At 68.7% G+C, this 24,962-nt stretch carries 20 protein-coding genes and 1 pseudogene; 12 read left to right on the forward strand and 9 right to left on the reverse strand.

What is annotated here, in order from left to right:
• The first annotated feature begins 101 nt into the window (after positions 1 to 101).
• From AB1L88_RS07685 to AB1L88_RS07695, 3 genes are all read left to right on the forward strand, one after another.
• On the forward strand, positions 102 to 2,879 hold the full coding sequence (locus tag AB1L88_RS07685; RefSeq protein ID WP_367096059.1) for a tetratricopeptide repeat protein: 2,778 nt from the start codon (positions 102 to 104) through the stop codon (positions 2,877 to 2,879).
• A 46-nt stretch (positions 2,880 to 2,925) separates the two neighbouring features.
• Positions 2,926 to 3,960, forward strand: a complete 1,035-nt coding sequence (locus tag AB1L88_RS07690) for a tetratricopeptide repeat protein (protein ID WP_367096060.1) — start codon at positions 2,926 to 2,928, stop codon at positions 3,958 to 3,960.
• Between the two features lie 265 nt (positions 3,961 to 4,225).
• Entirely contained in the window at positions 4,226 to 6,178 is a 1,953-nt protein-coding gene (locus tag AB1L88_RS07695; RefSeq protein ID WP_367096061.1) for a porin, read from the forward strand.
• Positions 6,179 to 6,533: 355 nt separating this feature from the next.
• On the opposite strand, the gene AB1L88_RS07700 is transcribed toward AB1L88_RS07695, so the two are convergent.
• Positions 6,534 to 7,751 carry a HEAT repeat domain-containing protein gene (locus AB1L88_RS07700; protein ID WP_367096062.1) on the reverse strand — a complete coding sequence of 406 codons (1,218 nt, stop codon included), beginning with the start codon at positions 7,749 to 7,751 and terminating at the stop codon, positions 6,534 to 6,536.
• A gap of 343 nt (positions 7,752 to 8,094) precedes the next feature.
• Between AB1L88_RS07700 and AB1L88_RS07705 the strand changes: the two genes are divergently transcribed.
• Complete coding sequence (locus tag AB1L88_RS07705; RefSeq protein ID WP_367096063.1) at positions 8,095 to 8,901, forward strand: hypothetical protein; 807 nt, start codon at positions 8,095 to 8,097, stop codon at positions 8,899 to 8,901.
• 121 nt (positions 8,902 to 9,022) lie between these two features.
• Here AB1L88_RS07705 and AB1L88_RS07710 read toward each other — a convergent pair.
• Positions 9,023 to 10,093, reverse strand: a pseudogene (locus tag AB1L88_RS07710) (endonuclease/exonuclease/phosphatase family protein); the annotation flags it as partial.
• 319 nt (positions 10,094 to 10,412) lie between these two features.
• Between AB1L88_RS07710 and AB1L88_RS07715 the strand changes: the two are divergent.
• Positions 10,413 to 10,850, forward strand: a complete 438-nt coding sequence (locus AB1L88_RS07715; protein ID WP_367096064.1) for a hypothetical protein — start codon at positions 10,413 to 10,415, stop codon at positions 10,848 to 10,850.
• Between the two features lie 617 nt (positions 10,851 to 11,467).
• Here AB1L88_RS07715 and AB1L88_RS07720 read toward each other — a convergent pair.
• The 3 genes from AB1L88_RS07720 to AB1L88_RS07730 all read right to left on the reverse strand — a co-directional run bounded on the left by AB1L88_RS07720 (position 11,468) and on the right by AB1L88_RS07730 (position 15,078).
• On the reverse strand, positions 11,468 to 13,690 hold the full coding sequence (locus tag AB1L88_RS07720) for a serine/threonine-protein kinase (protein WP_367096065.1): 2,223 nt from the start codon (positions 13,688 to 13,690) through the stop codon (positions 11,468 to 11,470).
• Positions 13,687 to 14,283, reverse strand: coding sequence for an RNA polymerase sigma factor (locus tag AB1L88_RS07725; RefSeq protein WP_367096066.1), 597 nt, complete (start codon positions 14,281 to 14,283; stop codon positions 13,687 to 13,689). The genes AB1L88_RS07720 and AB1L88_RS07725 overlap by 4 nt, the downstream gene beginning before the upstream one ends.
• A 279-nt stretch (positions 14,284 to 14,562) precedes the next feature.
• The gene (locus tag AB1L88_RS07730) at positions 14,563 to 15,078 is read right to left on the reverse strand and encodes a hypothetical protein (RefSeq protein ID WP_367096067.1); all 516 of its coding nucleotides are present in this window, start codon (positions 15,076 to 15,078) and stop codon (positions 14,563 to 14,565) included.
• Positions 15,079 to 15,527: 449 nt separating this feature from the next.
• Between AB1L88_RS07730 and AB1L88_RS07735 the strand changes: the two genes are divergently transcribed.
• Together AB1L88_RS07735 and AB1L88_RS07740 are read left to right on the forward strand one after the other, a co-directional pair.
• Positions 15,528 to 15,800 carry a hypothetical protein gene (locus tag AB1L88_RS07735; RefSeq protein WP_367096068.1) on the forward strand — a complete coding sequence of 91 codons (273 nt, stop codon included), beginning with the start codon at positions 15,528 to 15,530 and terminating at the stop codon, positions 15,798 to 15,800.
• 143 nt (positions 15,801 to 15,943) lie between these two features.
• Positions 15,944 to 16,228, forward strand: coding sequence for a hypothetical protein (locus AB1L88_RS07740; RefSeq protein ID WP_367096069.1), 285 nt, complete (start codon positions 15,944 to 15,946; stop codon positions 16,226 to 16,228).
• Between the two features lie 67 nt (positions 16,229 to 16,295).
• Here the strand turns inward: AB1L88_RS07740 and trpA are convergent, their stop codons facing one another.
• Positions 16,296 to 17,114, reverse strand: coding sequence for a tryptophan synthase subunit alpha (gene trpA / locus AB1L88_RS07745; protein WP_367096070.1), 819 nt, complete (start codon positions 17,112 to 17,114; stop codon positions 16,296 to 16,298).
• A gap of 218 nt (positions 17,115 to 17,332) precedes the next feature.
• Between trpA and AB1L88_RS07750 the strand changes: the two genes are divergently transcribed.
• Together AB1L88_RS07750 and AB1L88_RS07755 are read left to right on the forward strand one after the other, a co-directional pair.
• Entirely contained in the window at positions 17,333 to 18,070 is a 738-nt protein-coding gene (locus AB1L88_RS07750) for an SDR family oxidoreductase (protein ID WP_367096071.1), read from the forward strand.
• A 301-nt stretch (positions 18,071 to 18,371) separates the two neighbouring features.
• A complete protein-coding gene (locus AB1L88_RS07755; RefSeq protein ID WP_367096072.1) occupies positions 18,372 to 18,851 on the forward strand; it encodes a hypothetical protein in 480 nt (159 codons plus the stop codon).
• A 66-nt stretch (positions 18,852 to 18,917) separates the two neighbouring features.
• Here the strand turns inward: AB1L88_RS07755 and AB1L88_RS07760 are convergent, their stop codons facing one another.
• Positions 18,918 to 19,346 carry a hypothetical protein gene (locus tag AB1L88_RS07760; protein ID WP_367096073.1) on the reverse strand — a complete coding sequence of 143 codons (429 nt, stop codon included), beginning with the start codon at positions 19,344 to 19,346 and terminating at the stop codon, positions 18,918 to 18,920.
• Positions 19,347 to 19,627: 281 nt separating this feature from the next.
• Between AB1L88_RS07760 and AB1L88_RS07765 the strand changes: the two genes are divergently transcribed.
• The 3 genes from AB1L88_RS07765 (at position 19,628) to AB1L88_RS07775 (ending at position 22,731) form a co-directional block, all read left to right on the forward strand.
• Positions 19,628 to 20,383 carry a DUF1080 domain-containing protein gene (locus AB1L88_RS07765; protein WP_367096074.1) on the forward strand — a complete coding sequence of 252 codons (756 nt, stop codon included), beginning with the start codon at positions 19,628 to 19,630 and terminating at the stop codon, positions 20,381 to 20,383.
• 264 nt (positions 20,384 to 20,647) lie between these two features.
• On the forward strand, positions 20,648 to 21,955 hold the full coding sequence (locus tag AB1L88_RS07770) for a homoserine dehydrogenase (protein WP_367096075.1): 1,308 nt from the start codon (positions 20,648 to 20,650) through the stop codon (positions 21,953 to 21,955).
• A 257-nt stretch (positions 21,956 to 22,212) separates the two neighbouring features.
• The gene (locus AB1L88_RS07775; RefSeq protein WP_367096076.1) at positions 22,213 to 22,731 is read left to right on the forward strand and encodes a 3-hydroxyacyl-ACP dehydratase FabZ family protein; all 519 of its coding nucleotides are present in this window, start codon (positions 22,213 to 22,215) and stop codon (positions 22,729 to 22,731) included.
• A gap of 19 nt (positions 22,732 to 22,750) precedes the next feature.
• Here the strand turns inward: AB1L88_RS07775 and AB1L88_RS07780 are convergent, their stop codons facing one another.
• Together AB1L88_RS07780 and rsmD are read right to left on the reverse strand one after the other, a co-directional pair.
• A complete protein-coding gene (locus AB1L88_RS07780; RefSeq protein ID WP_367096077.1) occupies positions 22,751 to 24,094 on the reverse strand; it encodes a CCA tRNA nucleotidyltransferase in 1,344 nt (447 codons plus the stop codon).
• Positions 24,095 to 24,122: 28 nt separating this feature from the next.
• Positions 24,123 to 24,683, reverse strand: a complete 561-nt coding sequence (gene rsmD / locus AB1L88_RS07785) for a 16S rRNA (guanine(966)-N(2))-methyltransferase RsmD (protein WP_367096078.1) — start codon at positions 24,681 to 24,683, stop codon at positions 24,123 to 24,125.
• Between the last annotated feature and the right edge of the window lie 279 nt (positions 24,684 to 24,962).

Genomic DNA, 24,962 nt, shown 5'->3' on the forward strand with positions numbered 1-24,962 from the left:
TCGTAAAGTTTGATGCAGGCAAGCTCCCTCGATGACCACGCGGCGGCCCCTCCGTTTGCCCTTCGCCCTTGCCGACGGCCCCGGCCCGGGAGACCCCCTCGATGCTTCGATTCCGACGCGCCGCGGCCCCGATCGCGGCGGTGCTGGTGCTCGCCTCCTGCTCCTGCCCGGTCGCCGAGGCTCGTCAGGTTGACGGCGAGGAGGCTCCTTCACCGCGACCTTTGCGGTTCCTCGAAGGGCTCCGCGAGCGCGGCTATTTCGACCTGGCCGACGAGTACATCGCGTCGCTCCGAGACGACCCCGAGACGCCGGACACCTTGAAGCCGATCCTCGCCTTCGAGGAGGGGCGCAACAAGCTCCGGGAGGCCGAGGCCGCCCCGGATCTGGAGCGGCGGGACCTGCTGCTCGACCAGGGCCGGGCGGCGTTCGACGCCTTCCTCAAGGCCCACCCGAGCCACGAACTGGCGGTGGAGGCGAAGGTCCAGCTGGCCCAGGTGCTCTATCAGCGCGGCCAGACGGCGGCCCTGAAGGCGGACGAGAGAGAGGACCCCGCCGATCGCGAGGCCGGGCTCGCCGCCGCCCGGGCCGCCTTCGCCGAGGCGAGGCGGTCGTTCGACGCCGCCCGGGCCGACCTGGAGCAGGCCTATCGGGCGTTCCCGGTCGCCTTCCTCGAGGAGTCCGACCCGAGGCGAGCGGCCCGGGACGAGGCCCAGCGCCAGTTGATCGACGCCACCTTGAAACGAGCCCTGATCGACTACGACGAGGCGCAGACCTACCCCGAAGGCTCGGACGACCGCAACCGATTGCTCGACGAGGCGATCACCGCGTTCAAGTCCATCTACGACTCCTACCGGACCTGGATGGCCGGGTTCGCCGCCCGGATGTGGCAGGGCAAGAGCCTCGAGGAGAAGGGGGACCTCGGGGCGGCGATGGGTATTTATAACGAACTGCTCACCCATGAAGATCCCCGGCTCCGGCAGTTGCAGCGGCAGGTCGCCTTCTTCAAGGTCATCACCACCCGCAAGCGGGGAGAGGCCCCGCTGGCCGAACGCCTGGCCCGGGAGTGGCTCAACGCGAGCCGGGGCGACGCGGGGTCTTACGAACGGCTCGGCGTGCAACTGGAGCTGGCCCGGAACATCGACGCGCAGCTCGAATCCGGCTACGCGCCGGCCGTGGCCCGCAAGGATGACCTGGTCCGGGACCTGACCGGACAGCTCAGACAGGTGGTCGCCTACGCGTCGCCGTACAAGGCCGACGCCGTCGAGCTGCTGAAGAAGTACCGGCCGAGCGGACCGATCGACGCGCGGACCCTGGCCGGCCTGGGCTTCGACCAGGCCATGACCCGGGCCCGGGAGGAGATGGGGCTCCGGTCGTGGGACAATGCCATCGCCCTGCTCCGCGCGGCCCTGACGAAGGTGAATCCGGCCCGCGATCCGGGCCGGGCGAACGAGGCACGCTACCTCCTGGCCTTCAACTTCTACTCGGCCGGCCGCTATCACGAGTCGGCGGTGCTGGCCGATTTCCTGGCCCGCCGCTACCCGTCGTGGGACTCGTCGCTGGCCGCCACCGAGCTGGGCATGGGGGCAATGGCCCAGGCGTACGAGTCGAGCCGGGGGCGAGGGCGGGAGCAGGACCTCCGCCGCCTGCGAGACCTGGCCGACTACACGATCGCCACCTGGCCCGATTCGTCTCAGGCGGATGTGGCCCGGATCCTCCAGGGGGACATCGCCCTGGGACAGGGGCGCTATCCCGAGGCGATCGACGCTTACCTGTCCGTGACGACCTCGGGCCGCGTCCTCGACGCCAGGAGCAAGGCCGCCTCCGCCCACTGGCGGCGCAGCCTCGAACTGAGGAAGCAAGGGCCCGAGGGGGCCGCCTCTCCCGAGGCGGCCGCCGAGGCGGAGAAGGCGCTCGCCCTGCTCCAGGAGACGTACGACGCCCGGGTCGAGGCGAGGGTCGCGCCGACCGACCCGGACCGCCTGAGCAACGCGGCGGATCTGGCCGAGATTCACCTGATCGAGGATCGGCCCTCGGAGTCCCTGGCGATCCTCGCCCCGCACACCGAGGCGATCGGCGCGGCCTCGTCCATGAGCGATCGGACGGAGGAGCTGTACGTCCGGCTGATGAAGCTGCAACTGCAGGCCCACATCGCCGCAGGCCAGACCGACGCGGCCATCTCGGACATGAGCGTCCTGGAAGCCGTCGCGTCCGGGGACAGCCTGACCCAACTGTTCTTCTCGATCGGCCGGCTGCTCGAAGCCGAGATGGAAACGCAGCGTCAGGCGGGGGACCGCGCCCGTTTGGAAGCGAGTCGGAAGGCGTTCGAACAATTCCTCGACGCCCTGATCGAGCGGCAATCGAACCAGTCGTTCGAGTCGCTCCAGTGGGCGGGCGAGCAGATGCTCACGCTCGAGCGCCCCGATCGGGCGATCGAGATCTTCCGGCGGGTGATCGAGGAATTCCCGGAGAGTGACCGCCTGCTCCGCACCCGGTTGAAGCTCTCGGGGGCCCATCGCCGGGCCGGGCAATTCAACGAGGCCTGGGCCGTGACCGCGAGGCTCGTGGCCGAGAACCCGAAGGCGCTCGACTTCCTGATGGAGCAGTGCCAGGTCCTCGAAGACTGGGCCGAGGTCGAGCCGGGCTACTGGAATGTCGCCATCCGGCACTGGCAAGACCTGGCCAAGCGGCTCGAAGGGGCCCGCCCCCGCCGGCCCGAGTATTACGAGTGCTGGTATCACGTCGCCCTCTGCCAGTTCAACAAGGGGAGCAAGGACGCCGCCCGGAGGACGCTCAAGAGCGTGATGGCCCTGTCGACCACGCTCGGCTCCCCGGAGATCAAGCAGGATTACGAGCAGTTGCTCCGCCGGGCCGGCGGGTGATCGCGCCCGGCGGCATCGAACTCCCGACCCGAGGACATCTCGACGCATGAATTCTCATCGATCTCCCTGGGCGATCCTGGCGGTCCTGGCCCTGGCGGGCGTCTCGGCGGCCGACGACGTGGTGCTGGTGCCGGGTTCGACCATCACCGCCCCCGGCGGCCGGATCCGCGGGAAAGTGGAACGAGAGACCCCGGAACAGGTCCGGATCGCGGGGCGGGACGTCCCGCTCGACCAGATCGACGACATCACGTACGACGCCCCCGGGGCGACCTTCACCCAGGCGAAGGCCCGGGAGAACAGCGGTGACCTGGACCAGGCCGCCGAGCTGTACCGGCAGGCCGCCGGCGAGGTGAACAACCCTCTGCTCGCCCAGGATGCCCGGTTCCGGGGCGCCGCGGCCCTGGCCCGTCGCGCCCAGGTCGACCCGTCGAAGCGGGAGGCCGCGATCGAGGCCCTGGAGGGGATCACCTCGGAGCTGTCGAACAGCCGGCATTACGGGCCGGCCCTGGAACTGCTCTCGACCCTGCGGCTCGATGCCCAGGAGTATGACGCCGCCGACCGGGCGCTGCAGGACCTGGCCAAGCTCTCGTGGGCGAGCGACCGCGCCGCCGTCCTCCGGGCGCAGGTGATGGTCAAGCGAGGGCAGTCGGAGCAGGCGATCCGGGAGCTCGACACCCTGGTCGGCCGGGTCCCCGAAGGCAGCCCCGCCCGGATCCGGGCCGACCTGGCCCGGGCCGAGGCATTGGCCGGGCTCAGCCGCTTCGACGAGGCCGAGCAGGTGGTCCGAGCGGTCATCGACGAGGCCGAGCCCGAGGACGCCTCGACCCTGGCCCCGGCCTACAACACCCTCGGCGATTGCCTCCGGGCGGCCGGGAAGCCCCGCGATGCCCTGTTCGCCTACCTGAACACCGACATCCTCTACCCGAGCCTGGCCGACGAGCACGCCCGGTCGCTCGCGGCCATCGCCCAGCTCTGGCGCATCCTCGATCGCGACGACCGGGCCGCGAGCGTCGTGGAACGCCTCCGGCAAGAGTACCCCAACAGCCGCCACCTGCCGGCCGCGACCGCATCGGCCCCGTGAGCCCGCGATCGCCCGGAATCCCGCCCCCATCGCCAGCATGCCTCACGGCCCCCGGTCTGAGACCGGGGGCCGTGAGGCATGTCCCGTTGATCATGACGGTCCCAGCGATTCGGCCAATTGGATCAAGCTTCGGGCCCGGTGCTGCCGATCGTACCCGCAAGCGTCTCGTGCGTTTCGCGTTCCCGGCCCCGTCCGAGTGAGTGGGTGGGGCGAAGCGTGTGGTGACTCCGAGAGAGCTGCCGGCGCCTGCGATTGGAGTAATTGGATGCGGCACTCACCCTGTGTGATGCTGGTGCTGATGATGCCCGCGGCGATGATCCAGGGGCCCCCCGCGCACGCCCAGGTCGATCTCCCCCCCGCCCTTCCCGCCCCTTCGCTCCCCCCCGTGCCCGAGGTTTCCCCCCTTCCTCCCGGGACGTCGCCGCTGGGCCGTTCCGAGCCGGCCCCGGTCGCGGACGCCGGGCCCGACAGCACCGACCTCCTGTTGCAGCGGATGCAACGCCTCGAACGCGAAGTCGAGGACGTCAAGGCGCTCCGGCAGCGCGTCGCCGAACTCGAGTCGGAGCTGGAGTCGTTCAAGGGGGGCCGGGGCCCCGAGCAGGCCGCCCCGCCCTCGTCGGGGACATTCGTGATGCCTCACGGGTCGATCCCGATCGAGCACCGATCCTTCGGCGAGCTGTACGGGGGTCATCAGGCGGGGTCGGGGGCGTCGTCGGGCTCGGGGCGTCAGCAGTCCAGCGGCGGGGGCCAGGGGGGCGACGGGTCCGGCGGCAGCTCGGACGGCAGCAACCCGACCGCGGGCTACTCCAATTCGAGCGGCGAGGGGACGTTCTCGGCGGGGGGCGGCGGCGGCGGCGGTTCCAGTTCGGGAGGGAGTTCCGGCTCGGGAGGAGGGCAAGGCAGCGTCGGCCGAGGTCAGCGCGTCGGCCAGCGGGAGCCGCTCAAGGTCGATCTGAAGGGCTCGTACCGCTACAACTTCGCGGGCGGCTTCTTCCAGTTCTCCGACGAGGACGGCGAATTCGTCCTCAACGTCCAGAACATCATCACGGCCGACGGCACCTTCTACGACCGCCAGAACGCCCCGACCGAGTGGAAGGGCTTCAACATCCCGTACCAGAGGCTCTACCTCTACGGCAACATCACGAAGAACTGGGAGTACCAGGTCTCCGAGCAGACCAGCCTCGGCGACATCAGCCTGCTCGACCTGATCGTCAACGTCCACTACGACGACCGGCTGATGGTCAAGTTCGGGCGTTTCCTGGCCCCGTTCTATTACCAGGATTACGCGACCTTCCCGATGCTCGTCCCGGCGATCAGCTACTCGCCGTTGAGCCAGTTCTCCGCCCAGCGGCAGCCGGGCGTGATGGCCTGGGGCAAGCTGCTCCAGAATCGGCTCCAGTATCAGAGCGGCGTCTTCACGGGCATCCCCGCCGGGTTCGTCGACCTGGATGACAATGTCGACTTCATCAGCTCGCTGACCGTCACGCCCTTCATGGCGACAGAGATGGAGGATCTCCAGAATCTCGGCTTCGGCGTCAGCACCCAGGTCGGCTGGCAGAACTACATGCTCGACGCCTTCGACGTGCCGACGGTGATCGCCGGCACCAACGTCCCGAATCTGAACCGGCAGTACGTGACCGCGTCGAACGTGCCGTTCTTCTCCTATCGGGATGACGTCCGGGCGCTCGGCGAGCGGATCCGGGTCGCCCCCCACCTCTTCTATTACGGCCGCTTCAGCTTCCTGGGGGAGTACGTCTACCAGTCGCGTGAGCTCGCCTCTCCGGCGGCCCGCGGCACCTCGATTCAGCACGGATTCTACGTCACGGGGTCGTACTTCCTGACGGGCGAACGCTACACCGGCGACGGCACCGGCGGCTTCCCGACCATCATGCCCAACCGCCCGTTCAATCCGTCCAACAACGAGTACGGCATCGGGGCCCACGAGCTGGGATTCCAGTACTCCCTGCTCAACGTCGACCAGAACGACATCCGCCGGGGCTTCGCCGACCCCGAGTGGGCGACCCGGTTGAACGAGGTCATGCTCGCCTACAACTGGTGGCCCAACAAGTACGTCCGCCTGAGCGTCAACTGGGTCCACGACGAGTTCAACCGCCCGATCCCCTGGCCCGTCTCCCAGCCAGACCAGGGGAACGGTGCCCGGACCAACCCGATCCAGAACTTCAACGTCGTCTGGTTCCGGGTGGCGATGTTCTTCTGATCGGACCGCCAGGGTATGGCTCCCTCGGGATCGCTGCCCGATACCGAGTCGCCAGGATCAGAGTTCGTTCTCAGGGTCCGCGGTGCGGACCGATCCCTTGATGACGTAAAGGGATCGGTCCGCAACATCGGATCCACCAAAGACAGCTCCTCCGGGCACTTCGGTCTGGCAAGGGAGCCTCGCGAGCGAAGGCCCCGAGCCTGGCCGGCGCTCCGGCGGCAGATCCTTCGATCCGGACAGGCCGGGAGCAGCCCCCGCCATGCCCCGCCCGGCGCGCATGCGAACGCCCCGCGTCGATCGGCGGGGCGTTCGCTGGGTGACGGAGCGGTGATCGCGAGGATCGTGCCCGGATCGGTCAGTTGGCCCTGGGATAGAGATCGGGCGAGCCGGGGAGCGGGGGGAGGTCGGCCGTCAGGTCGTCGAGCACGCGACGGGCGGCGTCCCGGATCGTCTGCGAGGGGTCGGACGCCGCCATCTCGGCGAGGCGTCGGCGGGCGTCGGGAGAGGAGAGCCGGCTGAGGGCCTCCATCGCCTGCGTGCGGACCCGCTCGTCCTCGTCGCGAGAGAGGCGGTCGAGCCAGACGATCGGGTCGATGTCCTCTCGCCGCTCGATCTGGGCGATGGCCGAGACCCGCAGGTCGGCCCGGGGATGGTGGAGGAGCTTGGCCAGGCCGATCAGGTCGTCATCCAGGCCTCGGGCCTTGAGCACGAATTGCGCCGCCAGGGCGACAGGGGACTCCGGATCGAAGAGCAGCGGCAGGACCTCGTCGTCGGTCAGGATGTCGCGGCGGTGGGCGAAGCTGGTGAGCACCTGCATGCGGACGGCCGGGACGTCGTCGGCGAGCCGGGCCACCGCCGGCTCGGCCATGGCGTCGATCGGCAGCTTGCCGAGCGTGATGACCGCGGCGAGCCGGACGCCCGGCTCCGGGTCGTCGAGCAAGGAGAGCAAGGGCGTGTGCAGGCGGTTCTTCCAGGTGGCCACGGTCCGCTCGGCGTCGGGCCAGATGGGGGCCCCGGGCTGCCACGACCAGACCTGCCCGAGCACCTCGGCCGCCTCGGCCCGGACGGCCGGGGAGGCGTCGGCCAGCCCGACCGTCAGCAGCTCGGCCGAGGGGGTTAGGGCCTCGATCCAGCGGTCCGGGACCGGATTGACGGTCATCCGGCCGAGCCCGAGGCCCACCAGCTCCATCACCCGGCTGCGATCGACCGGGCCGAACCGGCGGAATCCGGAGGCCAGGCCCGCCAGGTCGTCGAGCCAGGCGTTCAACTGATCCTCGGTCAGCGGCTCGGCCGCGGGCGATGCGTCCTGGACCGGCCCCGGGGCCGCCTTCAGGGCGTCGTGCACCTGAATCAAGGCCTCGGCATCCCCTTGCGCGAGCTGTCCGGCCCGCCCCGACAGACCCCCTGCGGGCCGGCTCTCGGCGGCCGGAGCGGCCTCGGCGGCCGCCGATCGGCCCGGGTCGGCCGCCGGATCCTCCGAAGGTGCCATCGTCAGCGCCAGCCCGGCCGCCGCGAGCAACCCCGCGACGCCCACGAACCCCAGCCCCATCCGTGCCCCTCGTCCCAGCGGCATGGTCGCCTCCCTGCGTCAGCCGGCTCGATGTTCGACCTCGATCCCTCAATGCCCTCCCGCAGAGGGCGACGCCCATCCTAACGATCCGGGTCAGTCCGGCAAGATCAGGTTGGCCGGGGCACAACAGCCCAAATTTCCAGGCTTACCAAAATGGGCCGAAATTCTCGGGACGGGTCTTTTCTTGTTATTTTCCCGGGGACGGGGGGCCGATCAAGAAGCTAACAGGGAGGCCGGATCGCGGCTGGCCGACGGGGATTGAGCAGGGATGCGAGAGATCGGGACCGGCGGCGTGGTTGACGTCGCCGGGAGGCTCGATCGAGGGGTGAGATCCATGAGAAGGCGAGTGCCGAGCAGGACGCTGACGGCCGTGATCGTGGCCGCGGCGGTGGTGGCGACCGCGGGCGCCGGCCCGGGGTCATCGGGGCTGCTGGGGAATCGTCGGATTGACCCGTCGGAGGTCCTTCCGCTGCATCTGGTGGCCCCGGAGGCCCGCGCGGAAGTGGCCGAGGTGATCACCGAGCACAGCTTCCACCACAAGGGGGAGCCGGAGACCTTCCCCTGCAACCCGCAATTATATCTGAGCCTGCTGAACGAACCGGCCCTGACGCTGGCGCTCTGGCAGGACCTGAGCACCAGCCCGGCCCGGCTCATGCAGATCGCGCCGGGGCTGTATCAGGGGACGGATGGGAACGGGACGACGGCGACCTGGAGCTTCGTGCTGCGATCGCCCCAGATGCACGCGCTGCTCTGCAAGCTGGAATACCGCAGCCCGCGGGGCTCGGCCCAGCTCGAGGGCCGGATCGTCCTGATCGTGCACACCAATTACTACAAGGAAGCGGGCGGCAGCCCCTGGATCCAGCACGAGGTCGAGGCGTTCGTGAAGGTCGACTCGAAGGGCTGGCGCGCCGTCGCCAAGACGTTCCGCCCCTTGATCGAACGCCTGCTCGTCGACCAAATCCAGGAGGCGGGATGGTTCGTCTCGTTGATGGGTCGGCTGGTGGAGACCTATCCGGACTGGGCCGAGGGGGTCATCTCGTCCCACCCGCAAGTGCCCCAGGATACCCAGGGGCATTTCCGTGAAGTGATCGCGCAGGCCCGACGCCCGGACGCGTCGAGGGGGCGCCCGGTCCTGATGAGCCAGTCGGAGTGACCTGCTGCCCCGAGCGGGCGGGAAGCAACTCCCGCCCAGGGTCGAGGCCCTCGGGGGGGGACATCGCCAGGCCCTGGTCCCCGCCCGCCGGCTCCTGGCGGGGAGGGCGCAACCGGACGCAGACGGCGAAGTGGTCGGAGGGGCCCCGGGGATTGGGGTTGTCCTCGTTGCCGAAGCGTAAGGGTCCGCCCCGGCCATCCCGGATCGAGGGGTCGCTGACCGTCCGGGTCGTGCCGAGCACGACCGACCACCCCCGGTCGTCGAGCAGGCCGGGCGACACGACGAGGTGATCGAGGATCTGCCAGCGATTGCGATAGCGGTACGTCCCGAACCGCTCGGGGTCGAGCCCTGCCAGGAGGTTGAGCAACCGCGGCTGGTCGGCGCCGGCCGAGGCGATGACGGCCGACTCGTCTCCCGTCGCCCGCAAGCCGAGCCGGAGCGATTCGTCGTCGGGTTCGTCATTGAAATCGCCGCAAATCAGCATATCGACCGGATTCGGTCGTGCCTGTTCGATCGCTTGATAGGTCGCGTACATCTCCCGGGCGTAGGAGAGGCGCTTGGCCCCGTCCTGGTCGGTGAGGCGGCTGGTCCAGTGTCCCACCAGGAGATCGAGCGGCTGGCCGTCGAGGGTGATCCTGGCGCGGAGCAGCCGGCGTCCGGGGGCGAAGGTCTGGATGCCGGCCGGGTCGAAGGGCAGTCGGGAGAGGAACGCCGGCTCGATCCGCCGCCCCGAGATGTTGTCCCGGTGGACCAGGCCGGTGTAGTGCCAGTCGGTCGGCAGGCGGCGGTTGAGGGCGTCGCGGAGCAGCTCCACCGCCCTCAGGTTCTCGACCTCGACCAGCGCGAGGATGTCCGGGCCTCGGCCCTCGTTCAGCGAGAGCAGCGCGTCGGCCAGCAGTTCGTGCTTGCGGCGGAGCGCGCCCGGGTCGTCCGCGAACCAGGCATCCAGCGGGTCCTGATTGCGGGGGTCGTCCTCGTCATCGAACAGATTCTCGACATTCCAGAAACAGAACAAATATCCCTCCGTCGATGCGGGAGGGACGGGCCGTTGCGCCGTCGGGTTGCGCCGCCCCTGCTCGAGCAGGAGGAGGAGGCCGGCGATGATCAGAAGGGCGACCAACCATCGGGGGTCGCGTCGCACGAGTCTGACGAGCAGCGATTGCAGGTCACGAGCATCCGAACGACGGGGCATCGCGGCACTCCTCTCCTGGACTGAACGGCGTGGATCGGGACGTGAATCGACGGCCCGGGTTCGTCACCACGGGCCTTCCGAGGACGATGGCTTGCGAGGCCCCGGCCGCCCCGCCGGACGATGTCGACTTTGCTTGTCGCGGCCCTGGCGGGGTCGTAAGATATTTTTTTCGGAAACACGCCATACCGAGCATCATCGCGTACTAATGTCCTTTGGCGACGCATGCGACGCCATCGCCTGATCGTCAATCATGCCGGGTGCTCCGGGCGGGTCATCGCGGGCAGCGGCATGGGGTAACCGGATTCTCCGAGGGGCGCTGATGGCTGTGCTGCTGCTCCTGACGTGTCTCGGCTCGACCCTGTTCATGACGGGGCTGATCTGGCTGGTCCAGGTGGTCCATTATCCCCTGCTGGTCGAGGTGAGTCCCGGCGCCTTCGGCCGCTACCATGCCGAGCATGTGCGGCGCATCGGGCCGGTCGTGGGGCCCGCGATGCTCGCCGAGCTGGTCAGTGCCGCGGGGCTGGTCGTGCTGCTCCCGCCGGGCACCCCCGGATGGCTCGCGGTCGCGGGGCTGATCGTCGCCGGCCTGACGTGGGTCGTGACGGCGGCGGTCCAGGTCCCCTTGCACCGTCGACTGGCGCTTGGGTTCGACGCCGGGCGATGCCGGTCGCTCGTGAGGGGCAACTGGGTCCGTACCGTCCTCTGGTCGGTTCATGCGGCGATTGTACTCGCCATGGCCTGGCTCGCCATGAGCTAGGGATTTCTCTCCCCGGATCGGCGTGTCGCGCGATTGCCGAAAAGCGTGTCGCGACCGGCCCGGGAATCCGGTCCTCATTGTGGCGGAAACAACCACCGCCCAGCACCTGCCCTCGCCAGATCAGTCTCACCTTCATGCCGACCGGGTCGCGAGTTTTCCTCCAACTCCCGACCCATCGATCCGATGAAGAAATCAGATCGAGTTTGATCCGGCTGGATGACGTCGGCGCTCGATGTGCCGAGCGCCGATCGGGTGCGCCCGGGGTTTATCCCGGCACACAATCGGGAATTCGACGTATCGATTCTTGCGGACCCCGTCCGTTCATAGGGCCCTGCCATGTTCGCTTCTCGCCGTCGAAATCGTTCGCTGCGATCCTCTCGGTTCGTCCCGGGTGTCGATGGTCTGACATCCCGAATCGTCCCCGTCAGCGTGGCTCCCCTGGACTTCCCGCCGCTGATCGACACGTCTCCGACCCCGCAGACCGAGACGACCCCCACGCAAACGGACGAGTCGTACTCCCTCGAAATGGCCGAGATGCTCCGCCAGGTTCAAGCCGAATGCCAATCAACCTGGGCTGACATTTGAACCTGGAACAGCCGCCAATAGACCTCGAGACCTCATTCCTGCTGACTCATACGTTCATTCCAGGAGGCGACCCCGCTGCGAAGCCGGGCGAAACGCCCTTCTTCATCGCTCATAGTGCCGCTCATGTCCTCGCGATCGATCTGATCGAGGGCGCGGTCGACAATGGCCTCGAACTGCCGGGTGTAATGCTCCCGTTCCCGCGGAACTTCCGCCTGAGTGAGGATCAAATTATACGTGAATGCCGCAGCCAGATGAATTTTGGTTCGCAATTCGAGCGAGGTGCCTTCGGAGTAGAGCAAGGCGGCCTCGATATCGGGCTCGACCCGGCGAAGCTCGATCGCAAGCTTCTGGGCTTCCTCGGAGCGGATCAGGCCATTCTCAAGCAAGGGCTTGAATTTCGTGTTCGCGGCCTCGATTTTCTGCAAATACAGGTTCGCAACGTACGGACGATGTTCCCTCAACCAGTCTTCTTGCTCGAGATTCGAAACCGTCTCCCGGGGGACCGCCTCGTAGGTTGCGATCGCTCGCGAGAGCATCCTGCCGAGGGTCCGATCATCTCCCTCGGCCCGGGCAAGCAGGGCAAGACCATGGTAGGCACGCAGATTCCTGCTTCGGGCCTCCAGCGACTTCGGATCCGGCTGAATCACTTTCTGAAAGTGCCATCTCGCCAGGTCTCGATACTCGATGGTCATCTGTTCGGAATTGGCGGCGCTCTGCGACCGAGCGAGGTAGATAAGCCCCATCTCCAGGTGATCGACCTGCTCGACCTGATCGACCTTGAAGTACGTGTTGGCGGCGGCAATCCCACAGACCAGGATCAAGGCGGCTCCGGCAGCCAAGGCAAGCGTGCGACGATGACGGACGACCCAGTAGCCGAGCCGTTCTCGAAGACTGGGATTGACCTCATGGACCAGGGGTCGACGACGCAAGAGGGCCCGCAAATCCTCGGCAAGCGCGGCGGCCGACGGGTAACGATCGCCCGGTTCGAAGGCAAGACAGCGCGTGATGATCGCGTCCAGCGCGTGCGGCACCTTCGGGTTGTCACGGCGGGTCGCGGGCCATCCCTTGAAGCGGACGTCGAGCAGATCGTTGATGGTCCGGGGCAGCGGCACATCGGCCGGAGGGGCCTCAGGGCGGGTGCCGATCAGCAGCTCTCGAAGGACAAGCCCCAGCGCGTAGACGTCGGCGCTCGGGCCGACATCCTCCCAGTGGTTCGGGTCGAGGAAGGCCCGGAGCTGCTCGGGGGCCATGTACGGCAGCGTCCCGCCCCGCAAGGCGCTCTCGGCCCGTTCGGGGGTGTTCGGGTCGTGGGCGAGGTTGAAGTCGAGCAGCTGGGGGCCTTCGGCGCACGACACGAGGATGTTGGCCGGCTTCACGTCGCGGTGCAGCACCGCGTGCTCGTGAGCGTGGGCCAGGGCATCGGCCAGAAGGGCGGCCAGCCAGATACAGGCATCCACGTACGAGCCGTTCGGATAATCCGCCCAGCCCGGTTGGTCGAGGCTGATGCTCTGCCCTTCGGGGGCGGTCGCCTGCAGCAAGGTCTGCGCGGTCCGATCTTCCGGACGAGTCGACCGCATCCGTTGCAGGATCTGGTCGAGCGGGAGGCCGGGGAGGTAGGGCATGCAGAGCCCTCGCAGCCCCGACTCCTCGTCGAAGTCGACCGCATGCACCTGCATGATGTTCCGGTGCTTCAGCCGGGCCATGATCGACGGCTCTTCGCCCCGATTGGCCGAGATTTTCAGGGCGCTGGGCCGACCTCCCAGCGCGTCGTTCTCCGCCAGGAACACGCGGGCGGCCCCGCCCTGGCCGAGGATCGACCGCAGGTGGAACTTCTTGAAATACTCGCCGGGCTCCGGGAACCGGGGGAGCCGGGGCATCCCGCCGGCGGCCTGGCTGATGACCCGGTGGTAGTTCAGCTGCGAGATCAGCGAGTCGCGCCACGGCTCGTAGCGGTTGCAGAAGGAGTCGGGGTCGGGCGCCTCGCCCACCTCTTCGAGCAGGCAGAACTCCTCGTACAGCAGGCTGAGGACCCAGTTCGAGTCCTCGCGCAGGACGGGGAGGGCGTCGAGGTACGCGGCCACGGCCGGGCGCTCCCCCTCGTCGAAGCGGCGCTGGAGGTCGGCCTTGACCAGGCCGACGAGCACCGACGGGGATTCCCCTTCGCGCTGCCAGAGTCCTCGCAGGTCCTGGAATCGGGTCGTGGCGGGATCCGGAGGGGGATCGACTGGCTGACGCCCCGGAGCGTCGGCGTTCATGATCCGGACCCCTCGTCGGAGTCCCAGGCGTCGCCCAGCTCTTTCAGGGCCCGCTGGACCTTGCGCATGCTCCAGCCGACGGTCTCGGAGATTTCCCGGGTGGAGTACCCCTGGCGAGCCATCTCGAGCACGCGGCGATGCGACTCGTCGAGTCGTTCGTTCACCCGTTGCCAGCCCTCGTTGGCCACGGCGTACTGGCTGGGGGTCGGGTCGGTCGAGGGGACCTGCATGCCGACGGAGAAGCCTTCGGGGGCGGCGTCGAGGCTCATGGTCCTCGTCTGATCGCGTTTCTGGCTATGCAGCTTCCGGTGCTCGTCGATCACCTTCTGGGTCGCGGCTTTTTCCAGGAAGGCCAGCAAGGAATGGATGTTCGGGAAATCGAACCGATCCGACTTGGCGAGCAGGCTCCGCCACACGTCGCTGGCGAAGTCGGCCGAATCGTAGAGCGACCGCATCGGCTGGTTCAGGCGCCTGCGGACGACCCGGATGACCTTCGGATAACATTGGCGGAACAACTCTTCCCAGGCGTCCTTGTCTCCGGACTGCGCACGAGCGAACAGACCATCAAACGAGTGTCCCGACGAGCCATGCATGATGGGAATCCTCTCCAGTTCTGGTCTCGAGGGCGGAGGCCCATGCTGCGGCTATGTTTAGCAGAGACGCAGTCGGCCGTCCGATGGCGAACGCCCGGTGAAATTATATGGTTTTATCGTGCCACAGAGACGTCTGGAAAGAAAAGGGAAATCCTCCCGACGGCGGGGCCATTCTCGCTACAGAAGGATTGCACGCGACGCGACATCCAGACACCCCTCGTGCAGCCCCGTCCGGGGCCGGCGATCCCCTCCCCGGGGCTCGGGCCGGAACAATTCGACCTAATTCCAGCCCACGAAAGCACCTACCGGCAGCGGAGCCAGGGGGGAAGGCGTGTCGATCGTGGCCGGATAATGGTCATCGGGCACGAGGCCTCGACACGCCAGCTGATAGAGCGGGCAGCCGTCGTGTTGACGCAGGGCATCGTCTCGGAGCGAGGCGGCCAGGTCAGGGCGGCCCAGCCGGATGGCCGCGACGTAGCGGCCGAGGGGCGAGAGGCCGCGTCCGCCCTTCGCCAGTTGCGATTCGACCGCGATCCCACGGGCTCCCCGCGCGCGGACCAGGCGCAGCTCCGCGCGCAGCTCCGCGCGAAGCCGCCGCACGATCCGAGCCACGCGGCGCCGATAGCGCCTGACCGCCAACGGCCCGACCAGGTCGCCCCACGGGTCGGCGATCGAGGGGCATTGCGGTTGCGCGATCACGAACAGCTCGGGATCCAGCGGGAGGTTCGGATTCGACCAGTGGGCGTCGATCAATGCCGCCGCCGAGGCCGACCAGACCGCTGCATCGGGATCCACGCCCGTCCACCATGGACGCCGACGAAGATAGGCCCGGCGGATTCGATCTGCCAGGCATCGGGTTGAGATCAGTGTCGCCAGCACGATTCCCTCGCCTGCAGTAAAGCGCGATCGTCGAGAGTCGTGAGACCCTTGCTGCCTCATCGCAGCGACAAGAATCCCTGCTGCTCAACTCGCCAGACCGAGAACCGTAAACCCCCGCGCCCCGCGACAGACTTTTTTTGTCAATCCGCCCCGGCCGTCGGAATTTCCCCCCTCACCGAAGCGATCGCCCCCCTCGGCCCGGACTCCGCGGGCCGGGCCGGCTCGCGCGCGACGCGGACCCGGCAGGGCGTTTTGGAAGACTGGACGCGGCGGGGGCGACAAGCTAAATTAGAGAAATAACCCGTCCCGATCACGCTCGATCCCCTCGCCCGCCCTTCGGCGATCCCGAAGGCCTCCCAGCCGCCATGAATCGCTTCGTACTCCCCGAGAACTGGGACTGGCCGTCGATCCGGATGGAGCTGGCGACCCGGGTCCGCGACGTCCGGATCGAGTTGTACGGGGAGCACGGCGGTCCCCTGCTCGCCTCGTCGCTCCACCTGCCCTTCCATCGCTGGTCGGAGTATGAGCAGGGCGAGCCGATCCCCGGGGAGGTCCTGCTGCGATTCCTCGCGCTGACCCGGGTCGAGCCCCACTGGCTCTTGACGGGCAAAGGGCCGAAATATTGCACCTCCGGCTGACCCGCCGGTCGCCCCGGGGTTCGGCTGACCGGTCGCCACGCGCCGACGATCGCGATGCGTGTCCTAGAGTCCTGGAAAGGGACGGCCGCGAGGGTTTGCAGTCCAGACCCCGGCCGGGCCCGATTCCGAGGGGGAGCACGCGCATGGGAGACAAGATCGCGGAACTCTGGCAGCAATTGCGCGACGCCGGCATGCCCGAGGTCATGCTTTTCCTGGCCGACGGCTCCGCGTCGCGATGCCACTGGGACAACACGGCGCAGCTCGGCGAGACCCGGGTCGCCCTGCTGGGCGATCAGGAGCGGAATATCGTCCGGATCGTCCCGATCAGCGCGTGCGTGGGCATCGGCATCGCTTCCCCCAAGGGGACCGACCCGAACGCGTACCGGGCGGTCATCCAGGACCGCCTCGCCTCAAAGGCCACCGCCTGAGAGGGCGGGGAGGCCGCCGGGGCCTCGGGGGCCTCGCCGCGGCGAGGCCCCCCAATGCGCCCGGAGGTCAGGACGGTAACGCCTCGGCCAGCTCCTCGATGAACGCGCCGACCCGATCGACGAGCTGCTCGCGAGGAATCTCCGAGGCATCGGCGAGGCGCCGCACGAGGGCGCTGCCGACGATCAGGCCATCGGCCACCGGGGCCAGGGCCCGGATGTGCTCGGGACGGCTGATCCCGAAGCCGATGCAGATCGGCAGCTCGGTCTGCGATCGCAGCCAGGTGACGGTCTCGGACAGGTCCGGCGGCAATTCGGTCCGCTCGCCGGTGATCCCGGCCACCGAGACGTAATAGATGAAGCCGGTCGTCGTCCGGGCGATCGCGGCGGCGCGGTCGCGGGGGGTCCGGGGGGTGATGAGCTGGATGAGCCGGAGATCCAGCCCATTCGCCAGCTCGGCCAGCGGGCCGGCCTCCTCGACGGGCAGGTCGGGCACGATCAGGCCGTCGATGCCCGCGGCCTTGGCCTCGTCGAGGTACCGTTGGACGCCGCGACGGTGGATGATCGCGTACGACGACATGGTGACCATCGGCACCTCGACCGCATCGCCCCCCTCGCCCCGGCGCAAGGCGGCGATCATCTCGAAGATCGGCCCGAGCTTGATCCCCGAGTCGAGCGCCCGCTGGTAGCTGGCGGCGATGACCGGCCCGTCGGCGATCGGGTCGGAGTAAGGGATGCCGACCTCGATCATGTGGGCACCGCGTCGGACCGCCTCCCGGATCAAGGCCGAGGTCGTGGCGAGGTCGGGGTCGCCCGCGGTCAGGAAGGGCATCAGGGCCCGATGTCCTTCGGATCGGAGGCGGGCGAACAGGGCGTCGATTCGGTTCATGGTTCGTCGGGCCGTTTCGGCCCGCGGTTCGGTGCGAGGGTGGGTCGGCTCATTTGAGATTTTTCGCCTGCGAGCGATCGCCGAGTCATGGCCCGCCGACCGCGATCGCACTAGAGTACCACAATCCGGCCCCGAGGGGCCGACCGGTCGGCGGCCGGAGGATGGTCCCGGGGCCGCGCCCCCTTTGCAACACCTCGGACCCGGGGAGTTCGTGAACCATGGCAGGACGACGGGTGGCGCTGGTCACGGGGTCGGCGGCGGGAATCGGACGCGCCGCGGCCTGGCAGTTCGCCGAGGCCGGATACGACGTGATGGTCAACTACTCGCGATCGCAGGCCGAGGCCGAGGAGACCGCCGACGGCGTCCGGTCTCGCGGGACCGATGTCCGGGTCGTCCGGGCCGACGCGGGGGCCGACGAGGAGGTTCGGGGGCTCGTCGCCTCGACCCGGGACGCCTTCGGCCGGCTCGACGCCCTGGTCAACAACGCCGCGACCACCCGGTTCATCGCCCATCGCGACCTCGACGCCTTGACCGAGGAGGTCTGGGATTCGATCCTCCAGCTCAACGTCAAGGGGCTCTTCTATGCGTGCCGGGCGGCCATGCCGCTCTTGCAGGAATCGCGAGGCGCGATCGTCAACGTGGCCTCGGTGGCCGGGATCGCCGGCTCGGGCAGCTCGATCCCCTACGCGGCGAGCAAGGGGGCCGTCATCACCATGACGAAAAGCCTCGCCCGGGCCTTCGCGCCCGAGGTCCGGGTCAACGCCGTCGCCCCCGGCCCGGTGCAGACCCGATGGCTCGCCGATCACCAGGACATGATCGAGCAGGCCATGACCCTGACCCCCTTGCAACGCCCCGCCTCGCCCGACGACATCGCCGAGGCCATCCTCTACCTGGCCGACCGCGCGACGCTGACCACCGGCCAGATCCTGGTGATCGACGGGGGCCGGACCATGTGATCCCCCCCGCCCCGACGCGGCCGGGCAGCCGATCACCCGCCGGTCGCTCCCGGCCTTCGAGTCGGCCTTGCCCCCCTCGGACGTTCGGGATAGAGTACCGGCTCACCTGCCGACGATCCGCGCCGGCCCGGCGGTTTCAAGCGACCTCCGGGCCTGATTCTGCTCTCCCCCGATGATCGGCCCCGCGCGGCGCTCCAAGGAAGGAGTCCTGTCCCGCTCGGCGACCCCCCTGGTCCCGCCCGGACCTTCGGTGTTTCGGTCGCCGACTCCCGACCAAGGAAGGCAAACGGAGCCGCTCCCCATGCCGATCGTCGCTCGCCCCCGAACGCTCGTCACGCTGCTCGCCCTGGCCGTCGCAGGCGCCGCCCAGGCCGACGAACCCGCCCCCAGGCCGACCCCGACGCCCAGGATCGAGACGGTGAACAACACCGTGAAGCTCGACCTCCAGATCTCCGGGGTCGAGCAGGGCTGGAAGGTCGAGGTCAGGCCGGCGAACCCCGGCAGCCGGTTCCGGCCGGTCGTCCGACAGGTGAAGCAGACCCAGGGCGACCCGGTCCGGCTCGATCAGATCGCGATCGACGCCCGGAGCCTCAGCGCCGATCGCGACTGCGCCCTGGCCATCGTCCTGACCGATCCGGAGGGCGAATCGCAGACCTTCAAGCGGAGCATCCGCCTGCTCCCCCAACCCGATGCCGAGGTCGTCCCCGAGCTCTCGAAGACCTTCTACCTGCGCAGCAGCAGCGTGGCCATCCGAGACACGCCGCGTCCCCGGCCGAACTGAATCGCCGCGGCGCGCCCGGCCTCCCCGGGGCGGCAGACGATCGGCCGGTCCCGACCCCGGGGCCGGTCACTCGTCCTCGAAGTCGCCGTCCGCCTCCGCCCCCACGTAGAAGGGGAAGAACTCCTGGCCGGCGAAATAGTCGGCCATGGCCCGGCGGACGGACCGGAGCTGGTCGAGGAAATGCGAGTACTGGATGATCAGGCGGCGGCGCTGTTCCTCGGGCAGTTGCAGGATGTCGTTGTAGTAGCGTTCCCGGGTGACCGGGTCTCGGAAGCTCCAGAGCCGCTTGATCTTGAGCCCGGTTTCCTCGTCCTCGTAGGTCAACTGCCGGGCGAATTGCCGGGCCTTCATCTTCTTGGCGTAGGCGATCAGCTCGGCCTCGGACTCGAAGCCGCCCTGGCGATCGATCCACTCGACGATCGTCTCGGTGCGGATCTTGGGGCCTTCCTCCGCGCAGAGTTCCTTCAGACTCATGACGATTTCGGCAGGTCCCATCGACGCCTCCCTCGGGCTGGTCGTGTGATGCGCAGTTTCCCCGCTTTGCGTCATCTCGGCGATTGATCGTAGTTTACGATGCTTGCCAGGCCGTGTCGATGGACTTCCGTACAACGCTCCCCCGGCTCAATCGCTTCAATCCCGAGAATCGTCAAGAATTCTCGATCCGCCGGACGATTGACGAGCCGCGTCGGGCCCGATAGCGTGACAGGCCTGGGCGTCCTTGCAGATCGCGAGGCCCGCTCGTTCGATTGACGACCCCACCCGGGAGGTTCCGACTGATGAGATTCCACTCCTCGCTCTGCGCCGCGCTGGCTGCCGTGGCGATCGCCGCCGCTCCTGCCCTGTCCGCCGACGACGAAGGCTGGACCTGGTTGTTCAAGGACGGCGACCTCGACCACTGGATCGTCCCCGAGGGGGACGGCGGGCACTGGAAGGTGATCGAGGCCGATGGCGGCCCGGTCATCGACTACGACGCCCGGAGCGAGGCCGAGGGGGTCAAGGACCTTGTCTCCAAGGAGTCGTACGGCGACTTCGTCCTGGAGCTGGAGTGGAAGATCACCGACACGCCGAACATCAACCCGAACGTCCGGTACGTCCTGCCCGACGGCACCCACGCCCGCGACATCAAAGGCGAGGAAATCGCCCTGGCGCTCCCCGATTCCGACTCCGGCGTCTTCCTCCGCGGTTCGAGCAAGTGCCAGGTGAACATCTGGTGCTGGCCGATCGGCTCCGGGGAGGTCTACGGCTACCGGATGGACCGCTCGCTGCCCCCCGAGGTCCGCGCCGGCGTCACGCCGAAGACCCAGGCCGACAAGCCGGTCGGCGAATGGAACGCCTTCCAGATCACCATGAAGGGGGACCGCTTGACCGTCGTCCTCAACGACGTCACCGTGCTCGACGAGGCCCAACTGCCCGGCGCCCCGGAAGAAGGCCCGCTCTCGCTCCAGCACCACGGCGGCTACCGAGACGGCAAGTACACCGGGTCGCCCAGCCTCGTCCAGTTCCGGAACATCCGGATCAAGCCGCTGGACTAATTCCCGCTCCGACGCCCAGGTCCGGCTCGATCGTTCGAGGACGATCATCGTAAGATGGCCGATCCCGCGGACCGACCCGAATCGACCGACGAGCCTCGCGTGCTTCGGTCGCCTCGGGGTGCCGATCCGCGGATCGGCCATCGCCGCGTTCGGAGCGTCCCGATCGCCGTCGAGTCGACGGCCGAGGCGTGTGTCGCCTCGGCCCTCCCCGATCAAAACGCTCGCAACTCGAATCGCGCTCGCTTGAAGGAATCTGGAGGATCGATGCAACCGGTCGCCATCGGCCTGCTGGGCCTGGGAACCGTCGGGGCGGAGGTGGCCCGGAGGATCGAAGATCGGCAAGGGGCCTTCGCCCGGAGGGTCGGTCGGGCCGTCGTCGTCCGCAGGGTCGCGGTCCGTGACCCTCGGAAGCCCCGAGACGTGCCGATCGCTCGGGATCGCTTCGCATCGGATCCGATCCGGGTCGCCACCGACCCGGAGACCTCGGTCGTCGTCGAGCTGATGGGGGGCATCGAGCCGGCCCGGACGGCCGTCCTCGCCGCGCTCGACGCCGGCAAGGACGTGGTCACGGCCAACAAGGCGTTGCTGGCCGAGCACGGCGCCGAGATCTTCGCCGCGGCCCGCCGGGCCGGTCGCGCCGTGGCCTTCGAGGGGGCGGTCGGCGGCGGCATCCCGATCATCAATGCCATCGGGGTCGGGCTGGCGGCCAACCGGTTCTCGAGCCTCGCGGCGATCCTGAACGGCACCTGCAACTTCATCCTGTCGAGCATGGCCCGGTCGGGCCTCTCGTACGACGAGGCGCTCCGGCAGGCCCAGGGGCTCGGCTACGCCGAGGCCGACCCGACGCTCGACGTCGACGGCACCGACACGAGCCACAAGCTGGCGATCCTCGCCCAGCTCGCCTTCGGCGCCTCGGTCACGACCGACATGATCCCCCGGCAGGGGATCGACACGTTGCAGGCCTCCGACATCCAGTACGCGGCCGAACTGGGCTACACCGTCAAGCTCCTGGCCGTGGCCCGCGACCACGGGGCCGCCGGTTTGGAGTTGCGCGTCGCCCCCCGGCTCGTCCGCCGGGGCTCTCCCCTGGCCGAGGTCTCCGGCCCCGACAACGCGATCCGGACCCTCGGCGACCCCGTCGGGTCGAGCCTGATGTCCGGCCCCGGCGCGGGGGCCGGTCCCACGGCCTCGGCCGTGCTGGCGGATCTGATCGACGTGATCACCGGCCGGGCCGCCCTGACCGCCCGATCGCTGGACCTCTGGCCGGCCGACGCCCCCGCCCCCCGGCTCTGCTCTCCCCGAGACGTCCGGGGTCGCTCGTATCTCCGATTCATGATCGCCGACCGCCCCGGAGTGCTCGGCACGATCGCCCAGATCCTCGGCCAGCACGGCGTCAGCATCGCCAGCGTCATCCAGCACGATCCGGGGGAGGACGACCACCCCGACGCCCCCGTGCCGCTGGTCATCATGACGCACCCGGCGGCCGAGGCCGACCTGGTCGCCGCGCTTCAGGCCATCGACCTGCTGCCGATCGTCGTCCCGCCGAGCGTCCGGCTCGGCGTGGAGGATTGAAACCTCGGCGTGCCTCCCCTGCGCCCGCTCCGCAACTGACGCCGATCCGGCACATAACGGTTCGAGGGGCACGGGGAAGCACGGAGAAGAAATGACTTGTCTCAGGGGGACGAGGTCGTCATCATACCTAGGTCTTTCCGCCCCGGAGGGGGTTTTGACCACGCTAGCCGAGCCGACCGGGCCGGAGGCCCGTGTTTCGACGGTGTCCCGCGTTTGCCGAGGTCGCGAGACGGCTCCCGGAGGGGACCGATCAACTCATGCCACCTGTCGCGTTCATCACTCCCAGCGAAATCGACCTGACCCACGTCATCGCCGATCAGGAAGACATCCGTCGCTTCAACCCGCAGCGGTTCGAGATGGAGCAGCTCTCGGCGATCGTCCGGATCGATACCGAGCAGAATCTGATCGTCGGCTACAAGGACATCACCGGAGACGAGTTCTGGTGCCGGGGGCACATCCCCGGCTTCCCGCTCATGCCGGGGGTCCTCATCTGCGAGGTCGCCGCGCAGCTCTGCAGCTACTTCTGCCAGGCCGTCCAGCTCGTGCCCAACGGCTTCCTCGGCTTCGGCGGCATGGAGGACGTCCGGTTCCGGGGGCAGGTCCGCCCCGGCGATCGCCTGGTGATCGCCGGCAAGGCCCAGCGGCTCCACCGCCGTCAGACCATTTTCGAGACCCAGGGTTTTGTCGACGGCGCCATGGTCTACCACGGCCGGATCATCGGCGTCCCGATCGTCGCCCCGACCGGCGCGCAGACCGCCGATCAGAACGGCTCCTGACCTCGCTCGATGTGATCAGTCAGATCGAGGCCGACCCCGACCCGTCGGCCTCGATCTGCCGACGCAACCAGGCGATCGCTTCTCCCTGATTGGCCACCTTGCCTTCGAGCTGCGCATCGTACGACCGGTCGAGCCACTGCTTGAACGCGGGACCGGGACGCAACCCCATCGCCTTCAGGTCATTGCCGTCGATCAACGGGACCGGACGGATGGGCCCGTCCGGCTCGTCCCTGAGATATTGCTCGCAGAACGAGACGTGGCCGATCGGCAGATCGGCCGCCTCGGCCGCGGCCCGATGCAGCGCCAGCAACTCGGCGATGCCCGGCTCGGCCAGCAGCCGCTTCAGGCGAGCCACGGGCAGCGATTTCGGCTCGACCAGGGCCGCGTGATGGGAGACGAGCCAGCGGGCCGCATCGCGCTCCACATTCGCGAACTTCAGGCGATCGGCCGCGCGATCCAACGCCTCGACCGGATCCGAGCCCGTCGCCCCTCGGCCGACCTCGCAGAACAAGCCGGCCAGCGCCAGCCCGAACGAAGGGTCGTGCGGCAGGGCATCGATCACGGCGAGCGTCTGCTCCCAGCGGTCGCGATCGGGCCTCGCCGCGACCCCGGCCGGCACCCCGACCAGGCACAGCAGCTCCGGCACGATGACGGCCGCGAGCCCGAAGTCCATCAAGACGCGCATGGCGGCCGACCGGCTCGGATGGACGAGCATCCGCCGCAGTTCCTGGGCGATGCGCTCGGCCGCGACCACGGTGATTTCCGGGGCCATCGCCCTCAAAGCCGCCTCGGTCTCCGGTTCGATCCGCAGGCCGAACCGCGCGGCGAACCGGACCGCCCGGACCAGGCGAAGCTTGTCCTCCTTGAATCGAGCGGCCGGGTCGCCGATCGCGCGGAGGAGCCCGCGATCCAGGTCTTCCTTCCCGCCGACGTAGTCGATGATCGCTTCCGAGATCGGGTCGAAGAACATGCCGTTGATCGTGAAGTCCCGGCGCGAGGCGTCCTCCTCGGGGCTGCTGAAGACGACCGATTCGGGGCGTCGGCCGTCGATGTACGCCCCGTCGCTCCGGAAGGTCGCCACCTCGACCTCCCCTGCCCCCCTCGGGCCGATCACCTTGACCACGCCGAAGCTCACGCCCACCGGGACCGTCCGGCGGAAAATCTGCATCACCCGCTCGGGAGGGGCGTCGGTCGCCACGTCGTAGTCGCTCGGCGTCAGGCCGATGAGCAGATCGCGGACGCAGCCGCCCGCCCAGAGCGCCTGATGCCCGGCGTCCCGGAGCCCCCGGACGACCTGAACCGCGAACTCGCGCCGACGTCCCTGATCCGCCGGCACTCGCCGAGCCTGCGTCTGCTCTCCCATCGCCTCAAACGCTCCTGCGGTCCCTTGGTCAAAGCGTCCGGATCGCCACGTGCGTGTCGCCGTAGCGGCGCAGGTCCCAGGCGTCCGGGTCGGGGAGGAACTCGGGGCCGAGCGCCCGGCCGGCCTCGGCCACGATGGTCGAGCCGCCCGGCAGGCGGTCGACGAGGGCCTGGATCATGGCCCGGAGCTTCTTCTCGCCCTGCTCGTACTCCCGGTACGGCGGGTCGAGGAAGACGACGGCCGGCCCGTCGTCGCCCGTCGGCTCGAACTGGTTGACCCACGCATAGGCATTGCCGACGACGACGTCTGCCAGCCCTTCGAACCGCAAGGCCGCGAGATTCTTCCGGATGACGGCGGCGTTCTGCGGCCGTTTCTCGACGAAGACGGCCGAGACGGCCCCCCGGCTCAGCGCCTCCAGCCCCAGCGCCCCGGTCCCGGCGAACAGGTCGATCACGGGACGATCCTCGACCTCGGGGCCGAGGATGTTGAAGATCGACTCCCGGACGAGGTCGCTGGTCGGCCGCGTCCCCCTCGAATCGCCCGGCCCCTGAATCGTATGCCCGCGCCGGATTCCGGCGATGATTCGCATCGTTCGCTCGCTTCGCCAGGGAGGATGGACGACGCTCCGTTCCCGAAAAGGTCGGACGAACCGGCCAGCCCGTTGAGTATACCAAGGCCGCCCCCGATCGCTCAGCCCGATCATCCGACGGGCTGGAGGACTCATCCGTCTCGCCCGGGTTGCCAGACACACTCGCGCCGGCCCCGGTTCCAGAGAATGTGTCAGATCGCCTTGACCGATCGCCCGAAGCCGGCCATACTCCGCCCCGGAATGCCCACAGGATTCGCACCGCAACGTGTCCGACCCTCA

The organism is Tautonia sp. JC769, from assembly GCF_040717455.1.
Taxonomy (GTDB): Bacteria; Planctomycetota; Planctomycetia; order Isosphaerales; family Isosphaeraceae; genus Tautonia.

Bases quoted from the DNA above. Each gene is read 5' to 3' on its own strand.
- AB1L88_RS07685 (WP_367096059.1), top strand. From the start codon at position 102: ATGCTTCGATTCCGACGCGCCGCGGCCCCGATCGCGGCGGTGCTGGTG.
- AB1L88_RS07690 (WP_367096060.1), top strand. From the start codon at position 2,926: ATGAATTCTCATCGATCTCCCTGGGCGATCCTGGCGGTCCTGGCCCTG.
- AB1L88_RS07695 (WP_367096061.1), top strand. From the start codon at position 4,226: ATGCGGCACTCACCCTGTGTGATGCTGGTGCTGATGATGCCCGCGGCG.
- AB1L88_RS07700 (WP_367096062.1), bottom strand. From the start codon at position 7,751: ATGCCGCTGGGACGAGGGGCACGGATGGGGCTGGGGTTCGTGGGCGTC.
- AB1L88_RS07715 (WP_367096064.1), top strand. From the start codon at position 10,413: ATGGCTGTGCTGCTGCTCCTGACGTGTCTCGGCTCGACCCTGTTCATG.
- AB1L88_RS07720 (WP_367096065.1), bottom strand. From the start codon at position 13,690: ATGAACGCCGACGCTCCGGGGCGTCAGCCAGTCGATCCCCCTCCGGAT.
- AB1L88_RS07725 (WP_367096066.1), bottom strand. From the start codon at position 14,283: ATGCATGGCTCGTCGGGACACTCGTTTGATGGTCTGTTCGCTCGTGCG.
- AB1L88_RS07735 (WP_367096068.1), top strand. From the start codon at position 15,528: ATGAATCGCTTCGTACTCCCCGAGAACTGGGACTGGCCGTCGATCCGG.
- AB1L88_RS07740 (WP_367096069.1), top strand. From the start codon at position 15,944: ATGGGAGACAAGATCGCGGAACTCTGGCAGCAATTGCGCGACGCCGGC.
- trpA (WP_367096070.1), bottom strand. From the start codon at position 17,114: ATGAACCGAATCGACGCCCTGTTCGCCCGCCTCCGATCCGAAGGACAT.
- AB1L88_RS07750 (WP_367096071.1), top strand. From the start codon at position 17,333: ATGGCAGGACGACGGGTGGCGCTGGTCACGGGGTCGGCGGCGGGAATC.
- AB1L88_RS07755 (WP_367096072.1), top strand. From the start codon at position 18,372: ATGCCGATCGTCGCTCGCCCCCGAACGCTCGTCACGCTGCTCGCCCTG.
- AB1L88_RS07760 (WP_367096073.1), bottom strand. From the start codon at position 19,346: ATGGGACCTGCCGAAATCGTCATGAGTCTGAAGGAACTCTGCGCGGAG.
- AB1L88_RS07765 (WP_367096074.1), top strand. From the start codon at position 19,628: ATGAGATTCCACTCCTCGCTCTGCGCCGCGCTGGCTGCCGTGGCGATC.
- AB1L88_RS07770 (WP_367096075.1), top strand. From the start codon at position 20,648: ATGCAACCGGTCGCCATCGGCCTGCTGGGCCTGGGAACCGTCGGGGCG.
- AB1L88_RS07775 (WP_367096076.1), top strand. From the start codon at position 22,213: ATGCCACCTGTCGCGTTCATCACTCCCAGCGAAATCGACCTGACCCAC.
- AB1L88_RS07780 (WP_367096077.1), bottom strand. From the start codon at position 24,094: ATGGGAGAGCAGACGCAGGCTCGGCGAGTGCCGGCGGATCAGGGACGT.
- rsmD (WP_367096078.1), bottom strand. From the start codon at position 24,683: ATGCGAATCATCGCCGGAATCCGGCGCGGGCATACGATTCAGGGGCCG.